Source organism: Delftia deserti (genome assembly GCF_042653485.1).
GTDB classification, from domain to species: Bacteria; Pseudomonadota; Gammaproteobacteria; order Burkholderiales; family Burkholderiaceae_C; genus Comamonas; species Comamonas acidovorans.
Genome location: NZ_JBHSIH010000001.1, coordinates 4,667,055 through 4,685,270 on the forward strand (window position 1 = coordinate 4,667,055; position 18,216 = coordinate 4,685,270).

Sequence of the window (18,216 nt, forward strand, 5' to 3'; positions counted from 1 at the left end):
CGCTGGAAATCCTCTGTTTCTTGAAGAATTGGTTCGCTCCGTGCCAGGGAATTTTGCAAAATATCCGCGAGAAGGCCGGCCCTTGAAATGGATCGCGATCATCCTGGTTTTCCTTGGGATGATGATGTCTACCTTGGGATCTTTTGCGTCCCATGGGCTGATTCTCTTTTCGATGATGCAGGATGATTCTCCGATTGGTAGTCATGTCTTGCATTTGCATCAAAGTCCAGTTGACGATGATCATGTGGACGATTCATCTTCGGTGGCGGAAAAAGAGCAAAAAAGCACCCAACATAGTGCCAGCGACCATTCGCACGAAACACCGTATCCGTTTGTCGTTCCCATATGGCGGCATCGTGCGCTGCTTTTTGCGCACTACGCCATAGCATCCAGGCATCACTACGATTTAGCCGCCGACAGACTGGAACGCCCCCCAAAGTTCTGGGTATGACCTAGATTCGTGCATTCATATGCATAATTAAATCAAACTTGTAGGGGAAAATTTTGAATTATTCGCTTTTGCGTTCTGCAAAGGAAAGGCCGCTGTTTGCCTTTCTATTTTTAATCGCCATATTCTCATTGCTCGCCATGCCTGCCGAGGTGTGGGCGCACGCGGTCACCGAAGGAGACAAGGGTTACATCCAGGAGATATCTGGCGTGAACATCATGCCTTTTACCTACCTGGGCGCCAAGCATATGGTGACGGGCTATGACCACATCCTTTTCCTGTTTGGCGTGATCTTCTATCTATACAGGCTGAAAGATGTTGGCCTGTATGTCAGCCTGTTCGCCATCGGACATTCCACCACGATGCTGCTCGGCGTCTACTTTGACATTGGCGTCAGCAGCTACTTCATCGATGCCATCATCGGCCTGTCCGTGGTCTATAAGGCACTCGACAATCTGGGCGCTTTGAGGCAGTGGCTCGGATTCCAACCCAACACCAAGGTGGCGACCTTGATCTTCGGTCTTTGCCACGGATTTGGTCTTGCCACCAAGATCCAGGAATACGACATGTCCAGAGATGGACTGGTGCCGAACCTGTTGTCCTTCAACGTTGGCGTCGAAATGGGGCAACTACTGGCATTGGGTGCAATTCTGATTGCAATGGGTTTTTGGAGAAGAACTCAGGCTTTTTCCAAGCATGCCTACACCGTGAATGTCGCCATGATGTCGGCTGGCTTCATTCTTTTTGGCTACCAAGCCGTCGGCCTTTTTGTTGCAACCCCTGTTTGATTACTATGAATACCGTCCCTACCATCACCGAATTGCCTTCGAGCCAACAACTCGTGAAATCGACCGTCATTGCTGCAATTACTGCAGTCGCCATCCTGGTCACCGTCGTTTTGCCTGCTGAATATGCGATCGATCCTACCGGCATTGGCCGCGTTCTCAAATTGACGGACATGGGCAAGATCAAAAATCAACTGGCGCAAGAGGCCGAGGCAGATCGCCAGCAGGATGTGGCCAAGGCCGAAGCTGCGGCGCCGCAGCCCGTGGTCCCCGCCGCCCCTGCTGTCACGGCTTCGGCTGCAACGGATCGGTACGCCCATAACCACGACACCGCTGCCGCCGTGAGTGCGCAGCAGGAGCCGTCCCAGCCTGTCTGGAAGGATGAGGTCACCTTCACGCTACAGCCTGGCGAGGGCGTCGAATACAAGCTCAACATGGACCAAGGCGCCAAAGCCTCCTACCACTGGATTGCCGAGGGTGGCGGCGTTAATTTCGATGCCCATGGCGATGCGCCAGGCCGCTCTGTCAGCTATGAAAAAGGCAAGGGCGTGCCGTCTGATAAGGGCACCCTCACAGCCGCTTTCAAAGGCAGTCATGGCTGGTACTGGAGGAATCGTGGTCAAACGGCAGTCACCATGAAACTGCGTACCGCCGGTGAATATGGTTCTCTGAAACGTATGTAATCCATTGCCCCCTGTAACGGGGGGCTTTAACGATGAATCTATTTCCAGCCATTTTTATGGGCACATTCCTGGCGGGGGTGGGGAGTGTGCTGATAGCCGACGGCATTTTGCGCTCAAGATTCTCCAGAAATGCGGAAAGAATGCTGAGTTTTGCCGCCGGCGCACTGCTGTCCACCGCGTTCCTTAACCTCATGCCCGAGGCGTTGGAAGGCGCGTTCAGCAGTCGGACGATCTTCACCGTTTTTCTGGTTGGCCTTGTCGTATGGATCGTGCTTGAACGCCTTGAGTTATGGCATCACGCCCACGAGCATGGGAGCGAAAAAATGCGATGCAAGCCTGAACACGCGAAAAATAGCAAACATACAGGCGTTTGGAGCTTGATTTTCGCCGATGGCATTCATGCATTTGCCGATGGCGTGCTGATCGCCTCGGCCTTTCTGATCGACCCGCAGTTAGGCATGACAGCCACTACCGCGGTCATGCTCCACGAAATACCGCATCACATCGGTGACCTGTCCGTGGTTCGGCAATTTGGCAATAGCGCAATTCGTTCGACAGCCAAAGTGGCATGCGCCGGCGCCTTCACCATTGTCGGTGGACTCGTCGCCTATGCCCTGTCGGGCGTACTTGACCCGTGGCTCCCTTTGCTGCTGGCTTTGGCATCGAGCTCTTTCACCTATGTCGCGCTGGCGGATATCGTTCCTAGACTGAAAATTCAGAAGAGTCCCAAGGAATCCATGGGGCAGTTTTTATGGATGGCTTCCGGTGTATTCATGATTTTTTCCGTTATCTTGTTGCTTGGAGAACACTAAGCTGCGGCATGAGATTAGTTCGTAAAATCGGGGAGAATTTGATGGCGAAATTCTGGAGTTGTTATGCTAAGAGCAGTAATTTCTAAAGCAGTCAAAAGGGTAAAAACCTCTGTAGTTTTCTTTGAAAAAATAAGGGGTTTAAAGATCTTGAGAAATGAATCGTCAGACTACTATGGTGAAGTTGGCTACGCCTGTCCAAAATGCAAGCATCCCAATTCCTATAGAAAATTGGCTTGTGGAAAATGTGGTCAGCATCTGCGGTGCAACCATTGCTATTCATTGCTTGTTTTCCCTGGCGATGGTTGCCCTCACTGCGACAGAGATTTTTAAAAGATACTATCTTGCACCAGCACGTCTTAGTTCGGAATGGATTCAGTCGTGAGCAAGTATGCTCGTCAAAAATGGAAGAAATGCCTGAATGCATCGATGCTGGTATTCATGGTGGCGTCGATGTTCTATTTTCGCCTTCCATCGCTCGCCTATAACTGGTTTCAGATAGCCTGGTTGACCCCGGAAGCCTGCCGTGTGTCCCTATGGCTATCAGGCTATCAGGCTATCAGGCCGCTGTGCAAGCGAAAAGAATTGAGGGAGTGTCAAGAAATCTATCTGGATTGACCTACAACACAGCCAGTGGAACGTTGTACGCCACTGTGAATACGCCTGCTCGCGTGATTGAACTTAGCACCGATGGAGAAGTGTTGCGTAGCATGCCTATTCATGGTGTCTCTGACGTAGAAGGAATTGCTTATATAAGTGATGAATTATATTTAATATCCGACGAGCGCACGGGAGTGCTGCACTATATAGAGATACCTGAAGACAAAAAAGATGGCGTGGACGCAGGCAACGGCTTGGTACTTTCCGCCGGTCGAATTCATCCCAATTTGGGGGTAGAGGCACTGGCCTGGGACAGAGAAGACAGGCATGTCTTGGTAGGGTTTGAAAAGTGGCCGATCCGTATTCAGATGATCGATCAAGAAAGGTTTTCTTCTCCGCCTACAGGTGAGATACATGAATGGCAGGCATCCGGTTGGTCAGGCCTGTTCATTAGTGATCTCGCTTCAATTGAAAAAGACAGGGTTTCAGGGAATTATTTTCTGTTGAGTGATGAATCGTCAATGCTGACCGAGTACAGCCCTGAGGGACGGCCTTTGGGTATTTTACCGCTGTGGACTGGATTCAACGGCCTGAAGCGCACAATTCCACAGGCTGAGGGCCTTGCTTTGGCACCTGGTGGCGAGATTTTTATAGTCTCGGAGCCTAATTTTTTCTATAGATATGAAAAAAAGAATGCGCCTTCCTGCGGTATGCGTCAAGGCATGACAAGTGCCTTAAAGGTCTAGGGGAAATGACAGAACTCAATTCTTGATTGCCCAGGCTATCTTTCATTAAGGTGGAGTCATTGAAGATAAATATTGATATCCAATGCAATTTAATGATTGAGGAAATTATTTGATGGGGCGTATGAGATCTCTGGATATCGAATTTTAATCAGACGTTTATGGATCAACAGTGCTCTTGCGATTAGTCGCCCTATTAAAATCTTTATGATGGCCAAACGATCGAAACGCATCGTCACTCCCGCGAATGATCTTCTGGCGCGAGCGGGAGTGCGGTACAAACCGTCCGCCGCTGCTATGCTGGCGCTCTTGTTGGAACAGCCTGAGCTAGCGCTGACGCACACAGAGTTCGAGCAAGCGTTGGCGCAGCGCGGCGTGTGCGTCAATCGGGTGACGTTATACCGGTGGCTGGAGCGCCTGGTTGCAGCCGAGGTGCTGGAAAAGCGCAGTGACGATGTGGATCGGACATGGCGTTTCAGCCTACGGTCTGCCCAGCCGGGCATGTCTTTGCTACGTTTCGAGTGCGATGCATGCCGTCGGCACTTCAACTTGCCGGAGGCTAGCGAAGGCACCAAGGAAGCCGCTGATCAGATTCTGTACGCGCTGTCGAAACTGGGTCATGTCGGACATCGGGTTGATTTTTCCATTCATGGCCGGTGTGTCGCATGCGTTCTACCGAAAGACTCGCCCACGGTCGATCACCCCTCTCTCGCAACCTGCTTGGCCATCGGTAGCCCGTTACTGGCAACACAGATGCCGTAGCAGGCGAAACGAGCTCGAGCCGGTTGAGGCAGGTTTGCCGCAGACTCCTAGCCGCAGGCGACTGCAAAACTGGAATGCCTCATGTCTAACGCTGGTCAGGTGGCCGTGGCGGGGAGCTTCGCCGATGGTTGCGTTTCTTAAACTCGGCATGAAGTTGTGCCATCCATCCTCTGTGCGATTTTCTCTCGGGACAGCATGTGGGGCTGTGAATGGCGGATGTCTGTCTGAGTTTCCGACATTAGTTAGGCCCGCCGGCCGTCGCGGACGCGCGAAGGCCGCATGAATGCTGGATCTCAGTTTCTAACTTTATTTATCAAGAATAAGGGCGCAGGTCGTGACCTGCCCTGTTCCTTCGTTGCCCCTGTGCGAAATGTCCGTCGGACACCCGGCGGCCGGCCTACCTGCGGTATCGCAACATGGGGCTGCGCACGCTCTGGCCGGTCCTACGGCTGAGCCGCATGTCTGGTCCCACACTGGTTACCAGCGCAGTGCATATCTGCGCTGCAGTCGGGCGCTTCGTTTGACGCGCCTCTTTGACCACCATGTGAAGGAGATACCCATGGCTCAGCAAAACGACCAGCAACAGCAGCAGCAAAACAACCCGCAGCAGCAGAACCCGAACCAGAAAAACCCGGGACAGCAGCAGCAGGACAACCCCCAGCACAAGCAACCTGGCCAGAACCAGCCAGGCCAGCAGCAGCCCAATCAGTCCCGCTGACGGGCTGGGCGGCGTTCCGTTTGACGTGAGGATGGAACCATGAAACAGCTTCTTCCCACGAGAGGCCCGCAGCATCCGGTCCATGTTCCCATGCAGATGGGGCAACCCATCACGGACAGGAACTACAGCCAGATGCAGTGCAAGGCGAACGTCCGCCAACAAGGGCAGCCTTTGCGCCAGCCACAGCAACGCTGATTGATCGCAGCCAGCGCTGGTGCAATGCTCCCTGGAACCGGCCGCCTTCGGGCGGCTTTTCCGTGTCGAGGGCCTACCTCTGGCCGGGATCGCCGCAGGGCCACCGGCTCAGGCCGTGGCACCCTTGGAGCGGCCACGTTGTCGCCGGCAACTCACGCCGGAGGGCGGCCAACCGGTGCTGAGCCAGCGTTCGCACCTGAGGACGCCCAGCTACCAGTTCCGCCAGGCCGGGTTGCGCACCTTTGCTGAAAGGCTCGCATGCTTGAAGGAGCCAGCCAGCCTCAGTACTTGAACCTGGCACTCACCATCAGCGTGCGCGGGCTGCCGAAGCTGATCAGCTGCGCGTTCGGCGTGGTGCCCTGGACGTAGTCCTTGTCCAGCAGGTTCTTGATGGCCAGGCTCAGGCCCCATGACTTCGCTTCATACCCCAGGTTCAGGTCGAGCAGGGTGTACCTGGCAAGGTTGACGAAGGCCGTGCCGCGCTGCGCCGTGCGGGCGCCCTGCATGCGCAGGCCTGCGCCCATGTTCCAGCCCAGGCGGTCGGGGTTGAAGTAGTACTGCGTGAAGACGGAGCCCGCGTTCTTGGGCACATGGTTGGTGCGCTTGCCGATTTCGCTGGCCGTCAGGCTTTGGGAGGTCCGGGCCGAGGGAATGTAGCTGTAGGCGGCCGAGACATTCCATTGCCGCGTCAGCGAGGCGGCGACTTCCGCTTCGAAGCCCTTGGTGGTCTGCTCGCCGGTCTGGACGGCGTAGCCCAGGGTGGCGTCGTTCTCGGTGACGTTCTTGCGCCGCAGGTCATACACCGCCAGATAGCCTTGCACGCGCCGGTCCAGGGCCTGGAATTTCACGCCCAGTTCGGTCTGCTTGCCCTCTTCGGGATTGAGCAGCGTGCCGTTGATGCCGGCATCCGTCACGGGCATGAAGGAGGTGGAGTAGCTGACGTAGGGTGCCAGGAACTCGCTGGCCTGGTACATCAGCGAGGCGCTGCCCGTGAAGGCGGTGTTGCTGTTGCTGACGGAGCCGCCGGCCAGCCTGTCCTGGATTTCCACGCGCGTCCAGTCATGGCGGCCATTCAGGCCGACGATCCATTTCTCGTCGATCTTGATGGTGTTGCGCAGGTACAGGCCCGCGTACTGGCTGTAGGTCAGGTTGTGCGAGGGCTTGCCTGGCCGGATGGAGGTGACGCCATAGACCGGGTTGTCGGCGTTGAAGGGGTTGATGTTGTCCACGCGCTGGTAGTAGTCGCTGCGCTCTCGCATCATGTCGATGCCGGCGGTCAGCTCGTAGTCCACGCGATCAAACTTGAAGTTGCGCTGCAGGTAGTTGTCCAGGGCGATGTTGACGTCCTGCTTGTCCTGGTAGTTGATCTGGCGCGCGACCAGGGGGAACCTGGCATTGGCCGCCGCAAAGACCGAGTTGCTCAGGCTGCTGCCCTTGGTGAGCGCGAAGTTCTGGCGGAACACCCATTCGTTGTCGAAGTAGTGCGCGTAGTTGGCGCCCAGGCGGTAGGAGTCCACCTCGTAGCTGCGGTCGGGCTCGCCTATGAAGACATTGCGCCCGTACTTTTCGTAGTTCTGCGGAATGCCCTGGTTGCGGATGTAGTTGCGGTGCTGGTAGCTGGCGATGACGGACAGTTCGTTCCTGCCATCCAGGTCGAAGTTGTACGAGCCCGCCAGGTACTGGTTCTTGAAGTAGACGTAGTCCGTGGGATCGTTCTGGTCGGATGCGCGGCCCACGATGCGAAAGGCGCCCTTGCGGCTTCCGTCGGGCGAGTAGTTCAGGTCGAAGTTCGCCTCCTTCAATCCATGGCTGCCCACGCTGATGCCGGCGCGCGAGAACGACTCGGCCTGCGGGCGCTTGGTGGTCAGGTTGACCAGGCCGCCCGGCAGGGCCAGGCCGAAGCCCACCGAGGTGGGGCCCTTGACCACTTCGATGGAGCCGATGCCGAAGATGTCCTCGGAGCGCAGCACGTTGGTGGAGGTCTGCGCCCGCAGGCCGTCCACATAGGTTTGCGCGCTGGAGATCTGGCCGCGGATGATGAAGTCATCCCAGCCGCGCCGGCCGTACGAGCCGGACGCCACGCCGGCCACGCTCTCCAGCGCCTCGGCCACGGACCTGACCTGTTTTTCCTCGATCTGCCGCTGGGTGACCACGCTGATGGACTGCGCGGTCTCGAACAGCGGCGCATCGGAACGCAGCACGCCCGTGGTTTTGCGGGCGACGAAGTTGTCTTCGTTGTTCTGCTGCTTCTCTGCCTGGATCTGCACGGTTTCCAGTTGCGTGGACGGTGCGTCGGCGGCCTGGGAGAAGGCCATCACGGGGATGGCGGCCAGGGCAAGGCACAGGCAGGAACGGGGCATGCCGGCAATGGGGGGGAGGGTGTGGAAGGAGGAAGGCATGCGCAATGGCCAGTCAATAGAGGAAAAAAGCGTTTGGCGGGGCGTTCGGCGAGGCGATAAGCGGCGGAGATAAGTTCATGGAGGTGATGCGTGGTGCGCGGCATCGCATGCGGCTGCGGGCCGGGACAGACACAGAAAAAGGAAAGACCAGGGGCGGGGCTGGCGCCCGCTCAGAACTCGACCGTGGCGCGCAGCAGCACCTGGCGCGCGTCGCCCATCGAGATGAAGTAGGTGTTGGCGCTCGACGGGTAGTAGGTGCGGTCGAGCAGGTTCTTCACGTTGAGCTGAAAGCGCGTCCTGTAGCCGTTGATTCGCGTGTCATACGTGGCAAAGGCATGGGCCACGGTATAGCCCGGCAGCCAGAAGGAGTTGGCCGAGTCGCCGGGCCGCCTGCCCACGTACTGCAGGCCGCCGCCCACGCGCAGCCGGCCCTCGCCCAGCACATTGCCCAGCACACCGCCCAGGACCTGGCCGAAGTCGTACACGGCCGACAGCGAGGCCGTCTGCCGCGCCACGTTCCACAGCTGGTTGCCCTGGTAGAGCGGGTCCTGCGTGGTCTTGGCATCCACATAGGCAAAGGCCGCGATGGCGCTCCAGTGGCGGCCCAGCTCGCCGGCCACATCCACCTCCAGCCCGCGCGATCGCGCCGCGCCCGAGGTGCGCCAGTCGGTCAGCTTGGTGGCGTCGTTGAACTGCGAGACCAGCACGTTCTTCTTGCGGATGTCGAACAGCGCCAGCGTGCCGGTGAGCTGCCCTGGCAGGTCCAGCTTGGCGCCGGCTTCCCAGGACCGGGCCTCCTCGGGCGCCACGCCCGAGTCGATCACGGTGCCGCTGGCCAGCGGCGCGATGGTGGAGGCGGGCCTGAGCGACTGCGAGTAATTGCCGTAGAGCGACAGGCCGTTGGCCAGTTGGTAGACCAGGCCGGCGCGCGGCAGCCAGGCCGTGCCGTCGGCCTGGGTGTTGGCCTTGAACGGGCGGCCCCGGCCGGCGGTCTGGCGCCAAGTCTGGTAGCGCAGGCCGGTGGTCAGCACCCAGCGCTCGCCCAGGTGGATGGCGTCCTGCAGGAACAGCGACTGGTTGTGCAGCTGGTCCCTCTGGTCGCTGTCGCTGGCCGAGACGGTGGCCGAGGGCTGCTCCAGCCCATAGACGGGGTTGGTGTAGCTGAAGGTGGAGGTGACGGCCTGGCGCAGCAGGTCGGAGCGGTAGATCAGCCGGTACTCGGCATCGGCGCCGAACTGCAGGTCATGGCGCAGGCCGGCCAGCTGCACGCTGCCGTCCACATAGGCCGAGCCATAGCTGTCGGTGCTGAGTGCGCCGTGCGTGGCGTCGTTGCTGCGCTGCAGGGTGCCGCGCACGGTGTTCACGCCGTTCACGCGCAGCTGGTTGGCGTCGTAGATCTCGCGGTTGTAGCTCAGGTTCAGGTGGGCGGCCCAGCCGCTGCCCAGGCGGTGGTCCACGGAGAGCTGGGCCAGGTGGGTCTCGCCCGTCATCTGGTTGAAGGGCTCGTCCAGGCGGCGCGTGGCCGGAAGGTCCAGCGGGCGCCGGGTGACCGGGTCCAGCGCCGTGCCGCGATCGAAGGGCGTCAGGTACTTGCGGTATTCGTACCAGAGCACGGCCTGCGTGTCGTCGCCATACCAGGCCAGCGACGGCGCCACCAGCGTCTCGCGGTGCTGGCCGAAGTTGCGCCAGTAGTCCTCGTCCACATGGTCGACGACCAGGCGGTAGGCCAGACCGTTCTCACCGATGGGGCCGGTGGTGTCCAGCGTGACACCCGTGCCGTTGCGCCCGCCCGCATGGCCCGAGCCCTGCAGCGACAGCGCCGTGCGCTGGCGCAGCTGCGGCTTCTTGCTGACCACGTTGATCACGCCGCCCGGGTCCATGAGGCCGTACAGCAGCGAGGACGGGCCCTTGATCACTTCCACGCTCTCGGCGGCGGCGTTCATGCCGCGCCCCTGCACCAGGGGCATGCCGTTGTGCATGACGGAGCCGTCGCGGTTGGTGCCGAAGCCGCGCTTCATGATGGTGTCCTGCGTGCTGGCCAGGGTGTTGCCCTGGGTGACGCCGCTGACATTGGCCAGCGCCTCGTCCAGGTTGCGCGGGCGCTGGTCGCGGATCACCTGGGCCGGCACCACGTTGACCACCTGCGGGATCTCCAGCATGGGCGCCGTGGTGCGCAGGCTGGAGGCATCGGGCGTGGGCTGGTAGCGCTCGTCGGCATCGACCGGGGCAGGGGCCGCCCGGGCCACGACGCGCACGGCGGGCAGCTCGGTGGCGTCGGCCGCTGCAGCGCCGGCCGTTGCGGGCATGGCCGCCTTGCGCACGATGAATTCACCCGCGCCGCCTTCCACCGCCTCCAGCCCGGAGCCCGCCAGGATGGCCGCAAAGCCCGCGCCCACGGTATAGCTGCCGCGCAGGCCGCCCGACTGCCGCTGGCGCGTGCTGGCCGGGTCATAGGACAGGGCCACGCCTGCGGCCGCCGCAAACTGGCCCAGCACCGAGGCCAGCGGGCCGGCCCCGATCTCATGGGCCCTGGCGGCCTGGCGGGTCTGCGCCAGGGGCTCGGCCGCATGGCCGGGGGCCGCACATGCCACCGCCGCAGCCAGCAGGCAGGTCAGCGCCGCGCGGGCGGGTGTCGGTGTGAAGGGCGTTTGCATTCGGGTTTCCTGGCCATGAACAGCGGTGAGACAAGGGCTTTCATGAAGGGAGCCGAACGAGATCGCAAAAGATGAAAATTGGCCGCGAAGTTTTTTGTGCGGCATGGGGAAATGGCTGACCCTGGGCTGGCCCTAGACGGGCACCAGGGTCAGCCAGTAGCGCGACAGGCCGGCCGCGCGCACCGGGAAGGCGCGGGTGATGACGGCCAGCGCCTTGTCCGTGTCGGCCAGGGGAAACACGCCGGACACGCGCAGGTCGGCCACGGCCGGGTCGCAGGCCAGGCGGCCGGGCCGGTAGCGTGCGAGTTCGCGCACCACGTCGTCCAGCCGCCAGCCGTCCACGATGAGGCTGCCGCCCACCCAGCTGACCAGGGCCGGGTCGGCGGCCTGGGCGGGCAGCATGCCGTTGCGGCTGAAGCTGGCCTGCTGGCCGGCCTGCAGCCGCAGGCTGCGGCTGGCGTCCTGCAGGGGCTGGATTTCCACGGCGTCCTGCAGCACGCTCACCACGGTGTCACCGCCCTCGCCGCCCTTGCTGCGCACGGTGAAGCGCGTGCCCAGCGCCAGGATGCGGCCCTGCGGCGTGTGCACCATGAACGGGCGGCCATCCTTGGCGCCCGCGCCGGGCCCGGCGAGGGAATGGGCGGTCTGCACCAGGATCTCGCCCTCGCGCAGCACCAGCAGCCGGCGCACGGGTTCCATGGACACGTCCACCGAGGTCCGGGTGTTCAGCGTCAGCTCGGAACCGTCGGCCAGCGTGATGGTGCGCCGCTCGCCCGTGCCGGTGCGGTAGTCGGCCAGCCAGGAGCGCACCCCGCCCTGCCCGCCGGCCAGCTGCCATGACAGGCCTGCCACGGCCCCGCTGCCCACCAGTGCGCCGATGCCGCGCAGCACCCGGCGGCGGCTGCGCCGGCTGGCCTGCAGCGTGGAGGCGGCCAGGTGGCCCGGCACGCGCTGCAGCATGGACTGCAGGGCGTCGAAATGCCGCCATGCGCGCTGGTGCTCGGGGTGGGCCTCATGCCAGCGCTGCCAGGCGGCACGGTCGGCGTCGGTGGCATCGCCGGAGCACAGGCGCGCGTACCAGGCGATCGCTTCCTGGCGGATGCGAGCCTGTGCCTGGGCTGGGGTGGTGGTGTGGGTGGGCGAATGTGCAGCCGCGTCCAGGGCGCTGTCGCTGTTCGAGGGCAAGGCCGTCATGCGCCGTCTGCCACGATGAGGTAGCAGTGCTCCAGCGCCTTGAGCATGTAGTTGTTGACGGTGCGTACCGTCACCTGCAGCCGGGCGGCGATCTGCGCATAGGTCAGGCCTTCGAGCTGCGAGAGGATGAAGGCCTGGCGCACGGCGGGCTTCATGCCGTCGAGCATGGCGTCGATGGCCACCAGGGCCTCCAGCACGATGGCCCGCGCCTCGGGCGAGGGCGCCTGCGGCTCGGGCAGGGCCGCCAGCGACTCCAGGTAGGCCCGCTCCAGCGCCCGGCGTCGGTGAAAGTCCACCACCAGGCCGTGGGCGATGGTGGTCAGGTAGGCGCGGGGGTCCACCGGTTCCGCCCGCTCCTTGCGGCCGAGCAGGCGCACGAAGGTGTCGTGGGCCAGGTCGGCGGCATGGTGGGAACAGCCCAGTTTTCCGCGCAGCCAATCGCGCAGCCATCGGTGATGGTCACGATAGAGCGACTGGACCTCGTTGTGCAGCGCGAATTCGCCGGATGACATGCTGACCCCCACAACCGCAAAGATGAATCCCCTGATATCAATGACTTAATGCGATTGGTTCTCATTTTATCCAGGGGTCGTCCGGGCTGCACGGGTGGGTATTGGCAGGCCCCGGCGATCGGTGCCTGCCCGCGGGTCACCAGGTGTGCGCGTAGCTGATCTTCAGCACCGTGCCGGCCGCTGGCAGGCGGCTGGTGTTGTTGTTGCTGCGCAGCAGCTGGCTGTAGAGCGGGAAGTACTGGCGGTTGAACAGGTTTTCCACGCCCAGGGACACGCGGTTCTTGGGGTCGATCTTCCACTGGCTGATCAGGTCCACCGTGGTGTAGCCCCGCGTGTCATAGCGGCCAAAGCCGGTCTTGCCGTCCAGGCGGTAGTCCTTGGCAGCATACGAGGTTGCCTGCAGGCGGTGGCTCCAGCGGGCATCGGGCCGGTACTCCACATAGGCCGTCAGCTTGAGCGGCGGGATGCGAAAGCCCGTCATGTCCTGGTAGCCGCTGGCGGCCTGCGGCAGCTCGCGGCCCTTCATCCAGGTGAAGCTGCCGCCCGCGCTCCAGTGGTCGTCATCGCTGAAGTAGTCCAGGCCGCCTTCGATGCCGTGGATCTTCTCGCGGGTGCGCAACAGGGACAGGCCGTTGTTGAAGCTTTGCACGGCGCCCAGGTCGGAGCGCGACTGGAAGACGCTGAGATTGGCCATCACGTTGGAGAACTTGCCGCGCCAGCCCATTTCATAGGTGTTGGTCTTGACCGCCTGCAGGTTGGAGTTGCCCAGGTTGAAGGCTGGCGTGGCATTGCGCACCACCACGCCGATGTCCGGCAGCTCGAAGCCCTGGCTGTACGAGGCATAGAACTCCTGGCCCTTCACCGGCGTGAAGACCGTGCCCAGGTTGTAGGTCCAGGCGTTGTACTGGACGGTGCCGCCATTCACGGACTGGGGGTTGGGCACCCGCGATTGCGACAGCGGCGTGAAGTCGTTGAAGCTGGCCTGGGCGCGGTCGTAGCGCAGCCCGCCTTCGGCCGACCATTGGTCGCTGAACTGGTGCTGCAGCTGGGCGAAGGCGCCGATGCTGCGCGTGGTGACCGGGGGCATGTAGATCAGGCGGCCGGTCTTGTTGAAGATCAGGCCGCCGCTGGCGTCATAGGCCCTGGGGTCGAAGATGTCGATGGGCATGTCGGTGCGCTCCTGGTGGAAGTCCGCACCCCAGATCAGCAGGCTTTTCTTGCTGGTGCCCAGCGGCGTCTTCAGCGTCAGGCGCCCGCCAAAGACCTCGGAGTTCTGCATGGACTGATCGACATTGGCGCCCCGCACCGGCACGGCGCGGGCGTCGAAGGGCGCAAACCGGGTGAAGAAGTCACGGTAGTAGAGCTGGGCGGCCAGCGTGCTTCCCGCGAAGTTGCGGTTCTCGTAGTCCAGTCCCAGCAGGGTGTTCCTGATCTGGTTCTGGTCGGCCAGCACCAGGCCCTTGATGGGGCGGGCCGCCGCCGTTCCGGCCGGCAGCCGCGCCACCGACGGGTCGGAGGCGTAGTCCGTATCCTGGGCCGCGCTGTAGTGGCTGGCGGTCAATTGCAGGCGCTGGTCGGCGTCGAGCTTGAAGCCGATCTTGGCCGACGCGTTGTAGATGCTGGAGTCGAACAGGTCGCCCTGGCTGGGCTCGGGCGCAATGCGGTTGCCCTTGGCGTCGAAGGCGCCGCCCATGTGCTTTGCGCCCAGGCTCACCGAGTAGTCGACCACTTCGCCGCCGCCGGACAGGTAGTGCTGCACCTCCCCACCCAGCCCCGCGCCGCGCAGGCGGGACAGGGGAGCCGAGCCGGTGACGATGGTCTCGGCCCGCGTCTCGCCCGAGGGCCGCTTGGTGCGGATGGAGACAATGCCGCCCGCCGCACCGCTGCCGTAGATGGCGCTGCTGCCGCGCAGCACCTCGATCTGCTCGATGTCGGCCGGGTTGATGTTGGCCAGGTTCCTGGACGAGTCGCGGTTGGTGTTCAGCGGAACGCCGTCCACCAGGACCAGCATGTTGCGGCCTCGCAGCGTCTGGCCGTAGTCGGTGATGGTGTGGCTGGAGTCCGCCATGCCAGGCACCACCTTGCTGAGCATGGTGGCCAGGCTGTCCGAGCCCTGGCGCAACTGCTCCACCTCCTGGCCTTCCAGAATCGTCACTTGCCGCGAGGGCGCGACCAGGTTGTTCTGCGTGCGCGCGGTCACCGTGATGGCGGCAAGTTCCGTGGCCTCTGCTGCGGCTTGGGCAGCGGCCGGGGCTGCGGCCGGTGCTGCGGGCACGGCCGCTGCAGCGGACGGCGCCTGGAGGGCCGCCGCAGGCAGCTTCTCCAGCGCGTAGTTGCCCGCACCCACGCGGCGCGCTGTCCAGCCAGAAGTGTTCAGCAGCTGCGCAAAGCCGTCCTCCACGGAGAACGTGCCGGACAGGCCGCGTGTCTCCATGCCGCCGAGCTGCTGCAGGTCCATGCCCAGGTTCACGCCTGCCTGTGCGGCAAAGGCCATCAGCGCCGGGCCCAGCGGACCCGGCTGGATCTGGTAGCTCCGGGCAGCGGCGCTGGCGGTCGGCTCGGCCGCCTGGACTGGCAGCGCGTGCAGCAGCAGCGAGGTGCTGACGGCCAGGGCCGCCAAGGCGGTGGCGCGCAGGCTGTCGCGTGGTCCGACGGTGGAAGAAGGGGAATGCATGGTGTTCTGTCCTCTGGGCGGTCGATGAAAGTGCTTTTCACACCCCTTGACAGGCGAGAGTGAAAAACCGGACAGCCCTGGCAGAAAAAATCCAAATCAGCGCCGCGCCACCGTCACCCAGTACCGGCTGCGCTCGTGCACGCGCACCGGCAGGGTCTGGGCCAGCAGGGCCAGGATGCGGTCGGTGTCTTGCAACTGGTACGTGCCGGAGACGCGCAGGTCGGCGACATCGTCGTCGCACCGCAGAATGCCTTCGCGGTAGCGCGACAGCTCGGCCAGGAAGTCCTGCAGCCGCAGGTTCTCGGCATAGAGCACGCCCAGCGTCCAGGCCGAGTCCCGCGCCGCCACCGGGCGGGTGGCGCTGGCGCCATGGCCATCGAAATGCAGTTGCTCGCCCGCATGCACCACCACGGCCGTGGCCGATGCTGCCGGCGTGACGCGCACTGCGCCCTCCAGCACGGCCAGCGCCGTGCCGTGCTCCAGCTTGCGCACGATGAAGCGCGTGCCCAGGGCCTGCATCTGGCCGTCGTCTGTCTGCACCATGAAAGGCTGGGAGGCGTAGGGCGGGGCATGCGCGGTCTCGACCAGGATTTCCCCCGCATGCTGGCGGATGCGCCGCGCCGTGCCCTCCATGCGCACGCTGATGGCCGAGGCCGTGTTCAGCTGCACGCGGCTGCCGTCGGCCAGCGTGACCGCGCGGCGCTCGCCCCTGGCCGTGCGGTAGTCGGCCGTCCAGTCCTGCCAGGGCAGGTGGCGCCAGGCCAGCCAGCCCAGCGCAGGCGTGGCCAGGGCCAGCACCGCCGAGCGCAGCAACTGGCGCCGTGCGGCCGAGGGACGCGCGCGGTTGAGCGTGGCCATGCCGACGGCGGCGGGGACGGTGTTCAAGTGGCCCTTGAGCTGCTCGGCGCATTGCCAGATGTGTTCATGCCGGCTGCTCTGGCTGCGCCAGCGTGCCAGCTCGGCCTGCTCGGCGGCGCTGAAGTCCGAGGCGTGCCTGCGGGCCAGCCAGCGGGCGGCCTCGTCCAGGATGCGTGCGTCCGCGGCCTGCATGCTCAGCGCTCCAGCATCGCCAGCAGGCATTGCCGGAAGCCCTGGGCCATGTAGCGCGTCACGGTGCGCACGCTCAGTTGCATGTGGGCGGCAATGTCCTCGTAGGACATGCCTTCGAGCTGTGACATGAGAAAGGCCGTGCGCACCTTGGCGGGCAGGGCGTCCAGCAGCGCGTCGAGTTCCTGCAGCGTCTCCAGCAGCATGGCCCGCGCCTCCACGGACAGCACGGTGGCCGGGGGCAGAAGGTACAGGGATGCCAGGTAGGCCTGCTCCAGCGAGCGGCGCTCCAGATGGTTGACCAGCAGCCGCCGGGCCACCGTCGTCAGGTAGGCGCGGGGCTCCTGGATGTCCTCGATGGCCTGTGTCCTGGCGCTGGCCCAGATGCGCGTGAACGTGTCCTGGGCCAGGTCGGCCGCATCGCAGCGGTTGCCCAGCCTGCGCTGCAGCCATGCGACCAGCCAATGGTTGTGCTGCGCGTACATGCTGCCCAGAGCCTGGCTGGCGCCACTGTCGGTGGATGGATGCACGTGCCGGGCCTTTCCTCTTGTGCGTCAAAGAACTCCCGGCATTTTATCCAGTTGATATGGATTCTCATTTGCATTGGCTGCAGGATCCGTGCTGCGATTCATGGCCATGCTGCAGCGGCTGCCGGCCAGGGCGCGGATGGCATTTCTGCTGTCGCAGCCCGATGGCCTGACAAATGCCGAGACCATGTGCCGCGCCCATGGGCCCGCTGGACCTGCACGCTCTCGTGGCCGGCCATCCCTCGCTCAGGCCATGAGCCCGAGCAGCCAGTCGGCATATTCCGCCGATGCGGTCGTGGTGCCGGGTGGGGGATTGATGCGCACGGCATCAGCCGCTTCAGCCATGGCGCGTACATCGCTGGGCGTGTGGCCGAAGGCGGCACGGAACGCGCGGCTGAAGTGCGCTTCGCTGGCAAAGCCCAGGCGTGTGGCCACATCCGCAATGCGCAGACGTCTGCAGGTCGGGTTGGACAGCGTGTGGAAGGCCCGCTGCAGGCGGCGCTGCTGCACGTAGCGCATCACTCCGCCCAGTGGCTCGAAGAGGTGGTAGAGCCGGTGGCGCGAAATGCCGAAGCGTCCGCACAGTATCTCGGGGGTGAGCGGTGCGGCCAGGTTCTGGGCGATATGGCGCTGGATGCGCTCCAGCGTGGCGGCATGCACTTCGTTGCGGGCCTCGGCCAAGGTGCGCTGGCTCGGACGCAGGCAGGCGGCCAGCATCTGGGTGGTGGCATGCACCACATCGTCGGCCTGCAACAGAGCGATGGTAGGCAGGCGCCTGTGCAGCGCGTCCAGATGATCTGCCAGGAGTCCTGCGAAGATGCTGCCTGAAGCCAGCACGGTTCCATGCAGGTCTGCACCATGGGTGCCGAAGGCTGCATCGCCCAGCCTGCGTGGCACGATCAGCGAGAGCACATGTGAGTGTTCAACCAGGGTCTGCTGGGTGCGTGCCATGTCGAAGACGACCACATCGCCGGCGTTTACCTGTAGCTCGCTGCTGCCATCATGCTGGCCGACGAAGCTGCCGCTGCGGTACCACTGAACCAGATAGTGGTCCAGACCGTCGCGGGCAGCGCGTGCCTTGTTGCGTGAGAAGCGTTGCGCGCCAAAGCGCAGGTCGCCCAGCAGCAACTGGCCCAGATGGGTGGCATGTACCGAGGCATGGAAACTGTCGCCAGAGGCTGTGTGGTGTTCCACCGGAGCCACATCGAACAGCACGGAAATGCTGGCGCGCCAGGCCTCGAAGCGGTCTGCCGAGAGGGTCTGGCACGTGTCAAAGGTAGTACTGGGCAGGGCGTTGGCCGGAGGCTGCATTGCGAAGTTTCGGCGCAGGAAAACACAAGGCCCGGCAGGACAATCTCGCACGGCGCGGGTCTTGCTGTCGCCGCCAGCCCGCAACTATACAAGAGCACCCGGCTGGGAAGCTTGCGCATGAGAAGAGCCAGGCGCACCGTGGTGCGCCGCCGTGT

The 18,216-nt window shown here is 63.1% G+C and carries 17 protein-coding genes; 9 read left to right on the plus strand and 8 right to left on the minus strand.

The window, feature by feature from the left end; translation table 11 throughout:
- Window positions 1–82: 82 nt before the first annotated feature.
- The 9 genes from ACFPFG_RS22275 (at window position 83) to ACFPFG_RS22315 (ending at window position 5,548) form a co-directional block, all read left to right on the plus strand.
- The gene (locus ACFPFG_RS22275) at window positions 83–451 is read left to right on the plus strand and encodes a hypothetical protein (RefSeq protein WP_128422650.1); all 369 of its coding nucleotides are present in this window, start codon (window positions 83–85) and stop codon (window positions 449–451) included.
- 137 nt (window positions 452–588) lie between these two features.
- Window positions 589–1,236 (plus strand): HupE/UreJ family protein, encoded by a 648-nt coding sequence (locus ACFPFG_RS22280; protein WP_080945296.1) that lies wholly within the window; start codon window positions 589–591, stop codon window positions 1,234–1,236.
- Between the two features lie 5 nt (window positions 1,237–1,241).
- Window positions 1,242–1,916, plus strand: coding sequence for a hypothetical protein (locus ACFPFG_RS22285; protein WP_046238814.1), 675 nt, complete (start codon window positions 1,242–1,244; stop codon window positions 1,914–1,916).
- A gap of 32 nt (window positions 1,917–1,948) precedes the next feature.
- Window positions 1,949–2,728, plus strand: coding sequence for a ZIP family metal transporter (locus ACFPFG_RS22290; RefSeq protein WP_046238798.1), 780 nt, complete (start codon window positions 1,949–1,951; stop codon window positions 2,726–2,728).
- Window positions 2,729–2,882: 154 nt separating this feature from the next.
- Window positions 2,883–3,110 (plus strand): hypothetical protein, encoded by a 228-nt coding sequence (locus ACFPFG_RS22295; RefSeq protein WP_128422651.1) that lies wholly within the window; start codon window positions 2,883–2,885, stop codon window positions 3,108–3,110.
- On the plus strand, window positions 3,107–3,343 hold the full coding sequence (locus tag ACFPFG_RS22300; protein ID WP_164846507.1) for a hypothetical protein: 237 nt from the start codon (window positions 3,107–3,109) through the stop codon (window positions 3,341–3,343). Before ACFPFG_RS22295 ends, ACFPFG_RS22300 begins: the two co-directional genes overlap by 4 nt.
- Window positions 3,262–4,071, plus strand: coding sequence for an SdiA-regulated domain-containing protein (locus ACFPFG_RS22305; protein WP_080945295.1), 810 nt, complete (start codon window positions 3,262–3,264; stop codon window positions 4,069–4,071). Before ACFPFG_RS22300 ends, ACFPFG_RS22305 begins: the two co-directional genes overlap by 82 nt.
- Window positions 4,072–4,275: 204 nt before the next feature.
- Entirely contained in the window at window positions 4,276–4,830 is a 555-nt protein-coding gene (locus ACFPFG_RS22310) for a hypothetical protein (RefSeq protein WP_052734036.1), read from the plus strand.
- A gap of 559 nt (window positions 4,831–5,389) precedes the next feature.
- A complete protein-coding gene (locus ACFPFG_RS22315; RefSeq protein ID WP_197954845.1) occupies window positions 5,390–5,548 on the plus strand; it encodes a hypothetical protein in 159 nt (52 codons plus the stop codon).
- A gap of 476 nt (window positions 5,549–6,024) precedes the next feature.
- On the opposite strand, the gene ACFPFG_RS22320 is transcribed toward ACFPFG_RS22315, so the two are convergent.
- The 8 genes from ACFPFG_RS22320 to ACFPFG_RS22355 form a co-directional block, all read right to left on the minus strand.
- The gene (locus ACFPFG_RS22320; RefSeq protein WP_380108275.1) at window positions 6,025–8,142 is read right to left on the minus strand and encodes a TonB-dependent siderophore receptor; all 2,118 of its coding nucleotides are present in this window, start codon (window positions 8,140–8,142) and stop codon (window positions 6,025–6,027) included.
- Window positions 8,143–8,312: 170 nt separating this feature from the next.
- The gene (locus ACFPFG_RS22325) at window positions 8,313–10,796 is read right to left on the minus strand and encodes a TonB-dependent siderophore receptor (RefSeq protein ID WP_380108277.1); all 2,484 of its coding nucleotides are present in this window, start codon (window positions 10,794–10,796) and stop codon (window positions 8,313–8,315) included.
- A 132-nt stretch (window positions 10,797–10,928) separates the two neighbouring features.
- Window positions 10,929–11,990: a FecR domain-containing protein gene (locus ACFPFG_RS22330; protein WP_183021127.1), complete on the minus strand. Its 1,062-nt coding sequence runs from the start codon at window positions 11,988–11,990 to the stop codon at window positions 10,929–10,931.
- Window positions 11,987–12,502, minus strand: a complete 516-nt coding sequence (locus tag ACFPFG_RS22335; protein WP_183021126.1) for a sigma-70 family RNA polymerase sigma factor — start codon at window positions 12,500–12,502, stop codon at window positions 11,987–11,989. Before ACFPFG_RS22335 ends, ACFPFG_RS22330 begins: the two co-directional genes overlap by 4 nt.
- A 136-nt stretch (window positions 12,503–12,638) precedes the next feature.
- Window positions 12,639–15,176 carry a TonB-dependent receptor gene (locus tag ACFPFG_RS22340; protein ID WP_380108279.1) on the minus strand — a complete coding sequence of 846 codons (2,538 nt, stop codon included), beginning with the start codon at window positions 15,174–15,176 and terminating at the stop codon, window positions 12,639–12,641.
- A gap of 96 nt (window positions 15,177–15,272) precedes the next feature.
- Window positions 15,273–16,226, minus strand: coding sequence for a FecR domain-containing protein (locus ACFPFG_RS22345; protein WP_374622810.1), 954 nt, complete (start codon window positions 16,224–16,226; stop codon window positions 15,273–15,275).
- Between the two features lie 2 nt (window positions 16,227–16,228).
- Window positions 16,229–16,708 carry a sigma-70 family RNA polymerase sigma factor gene (locus tag ACFPFG_RS22350; protein ID WP_380110315.1) on the minus strand — a complete coding sequence of 160 codons (480 nt, stop codon included), beginning with the start codon at window positions 16,706–16,708 and terminating at the stop codon, window positions 16,229–16,231.
- A 288-nt stretch (window positions 16,709–16,996) separates the two neighbouring features.
- Entirely contained in the window at window positions 16,997–18,061 is a 1,065-nt protein-coding gene (locus ACFPFG_RS22355; RefSeq protein ID WP_183021123.1) for a helix-turn-helix domain-containing protein, read from the minus strand.
- Window positions 18,062–18,216 lie beyond the last annotated feature (155 nt).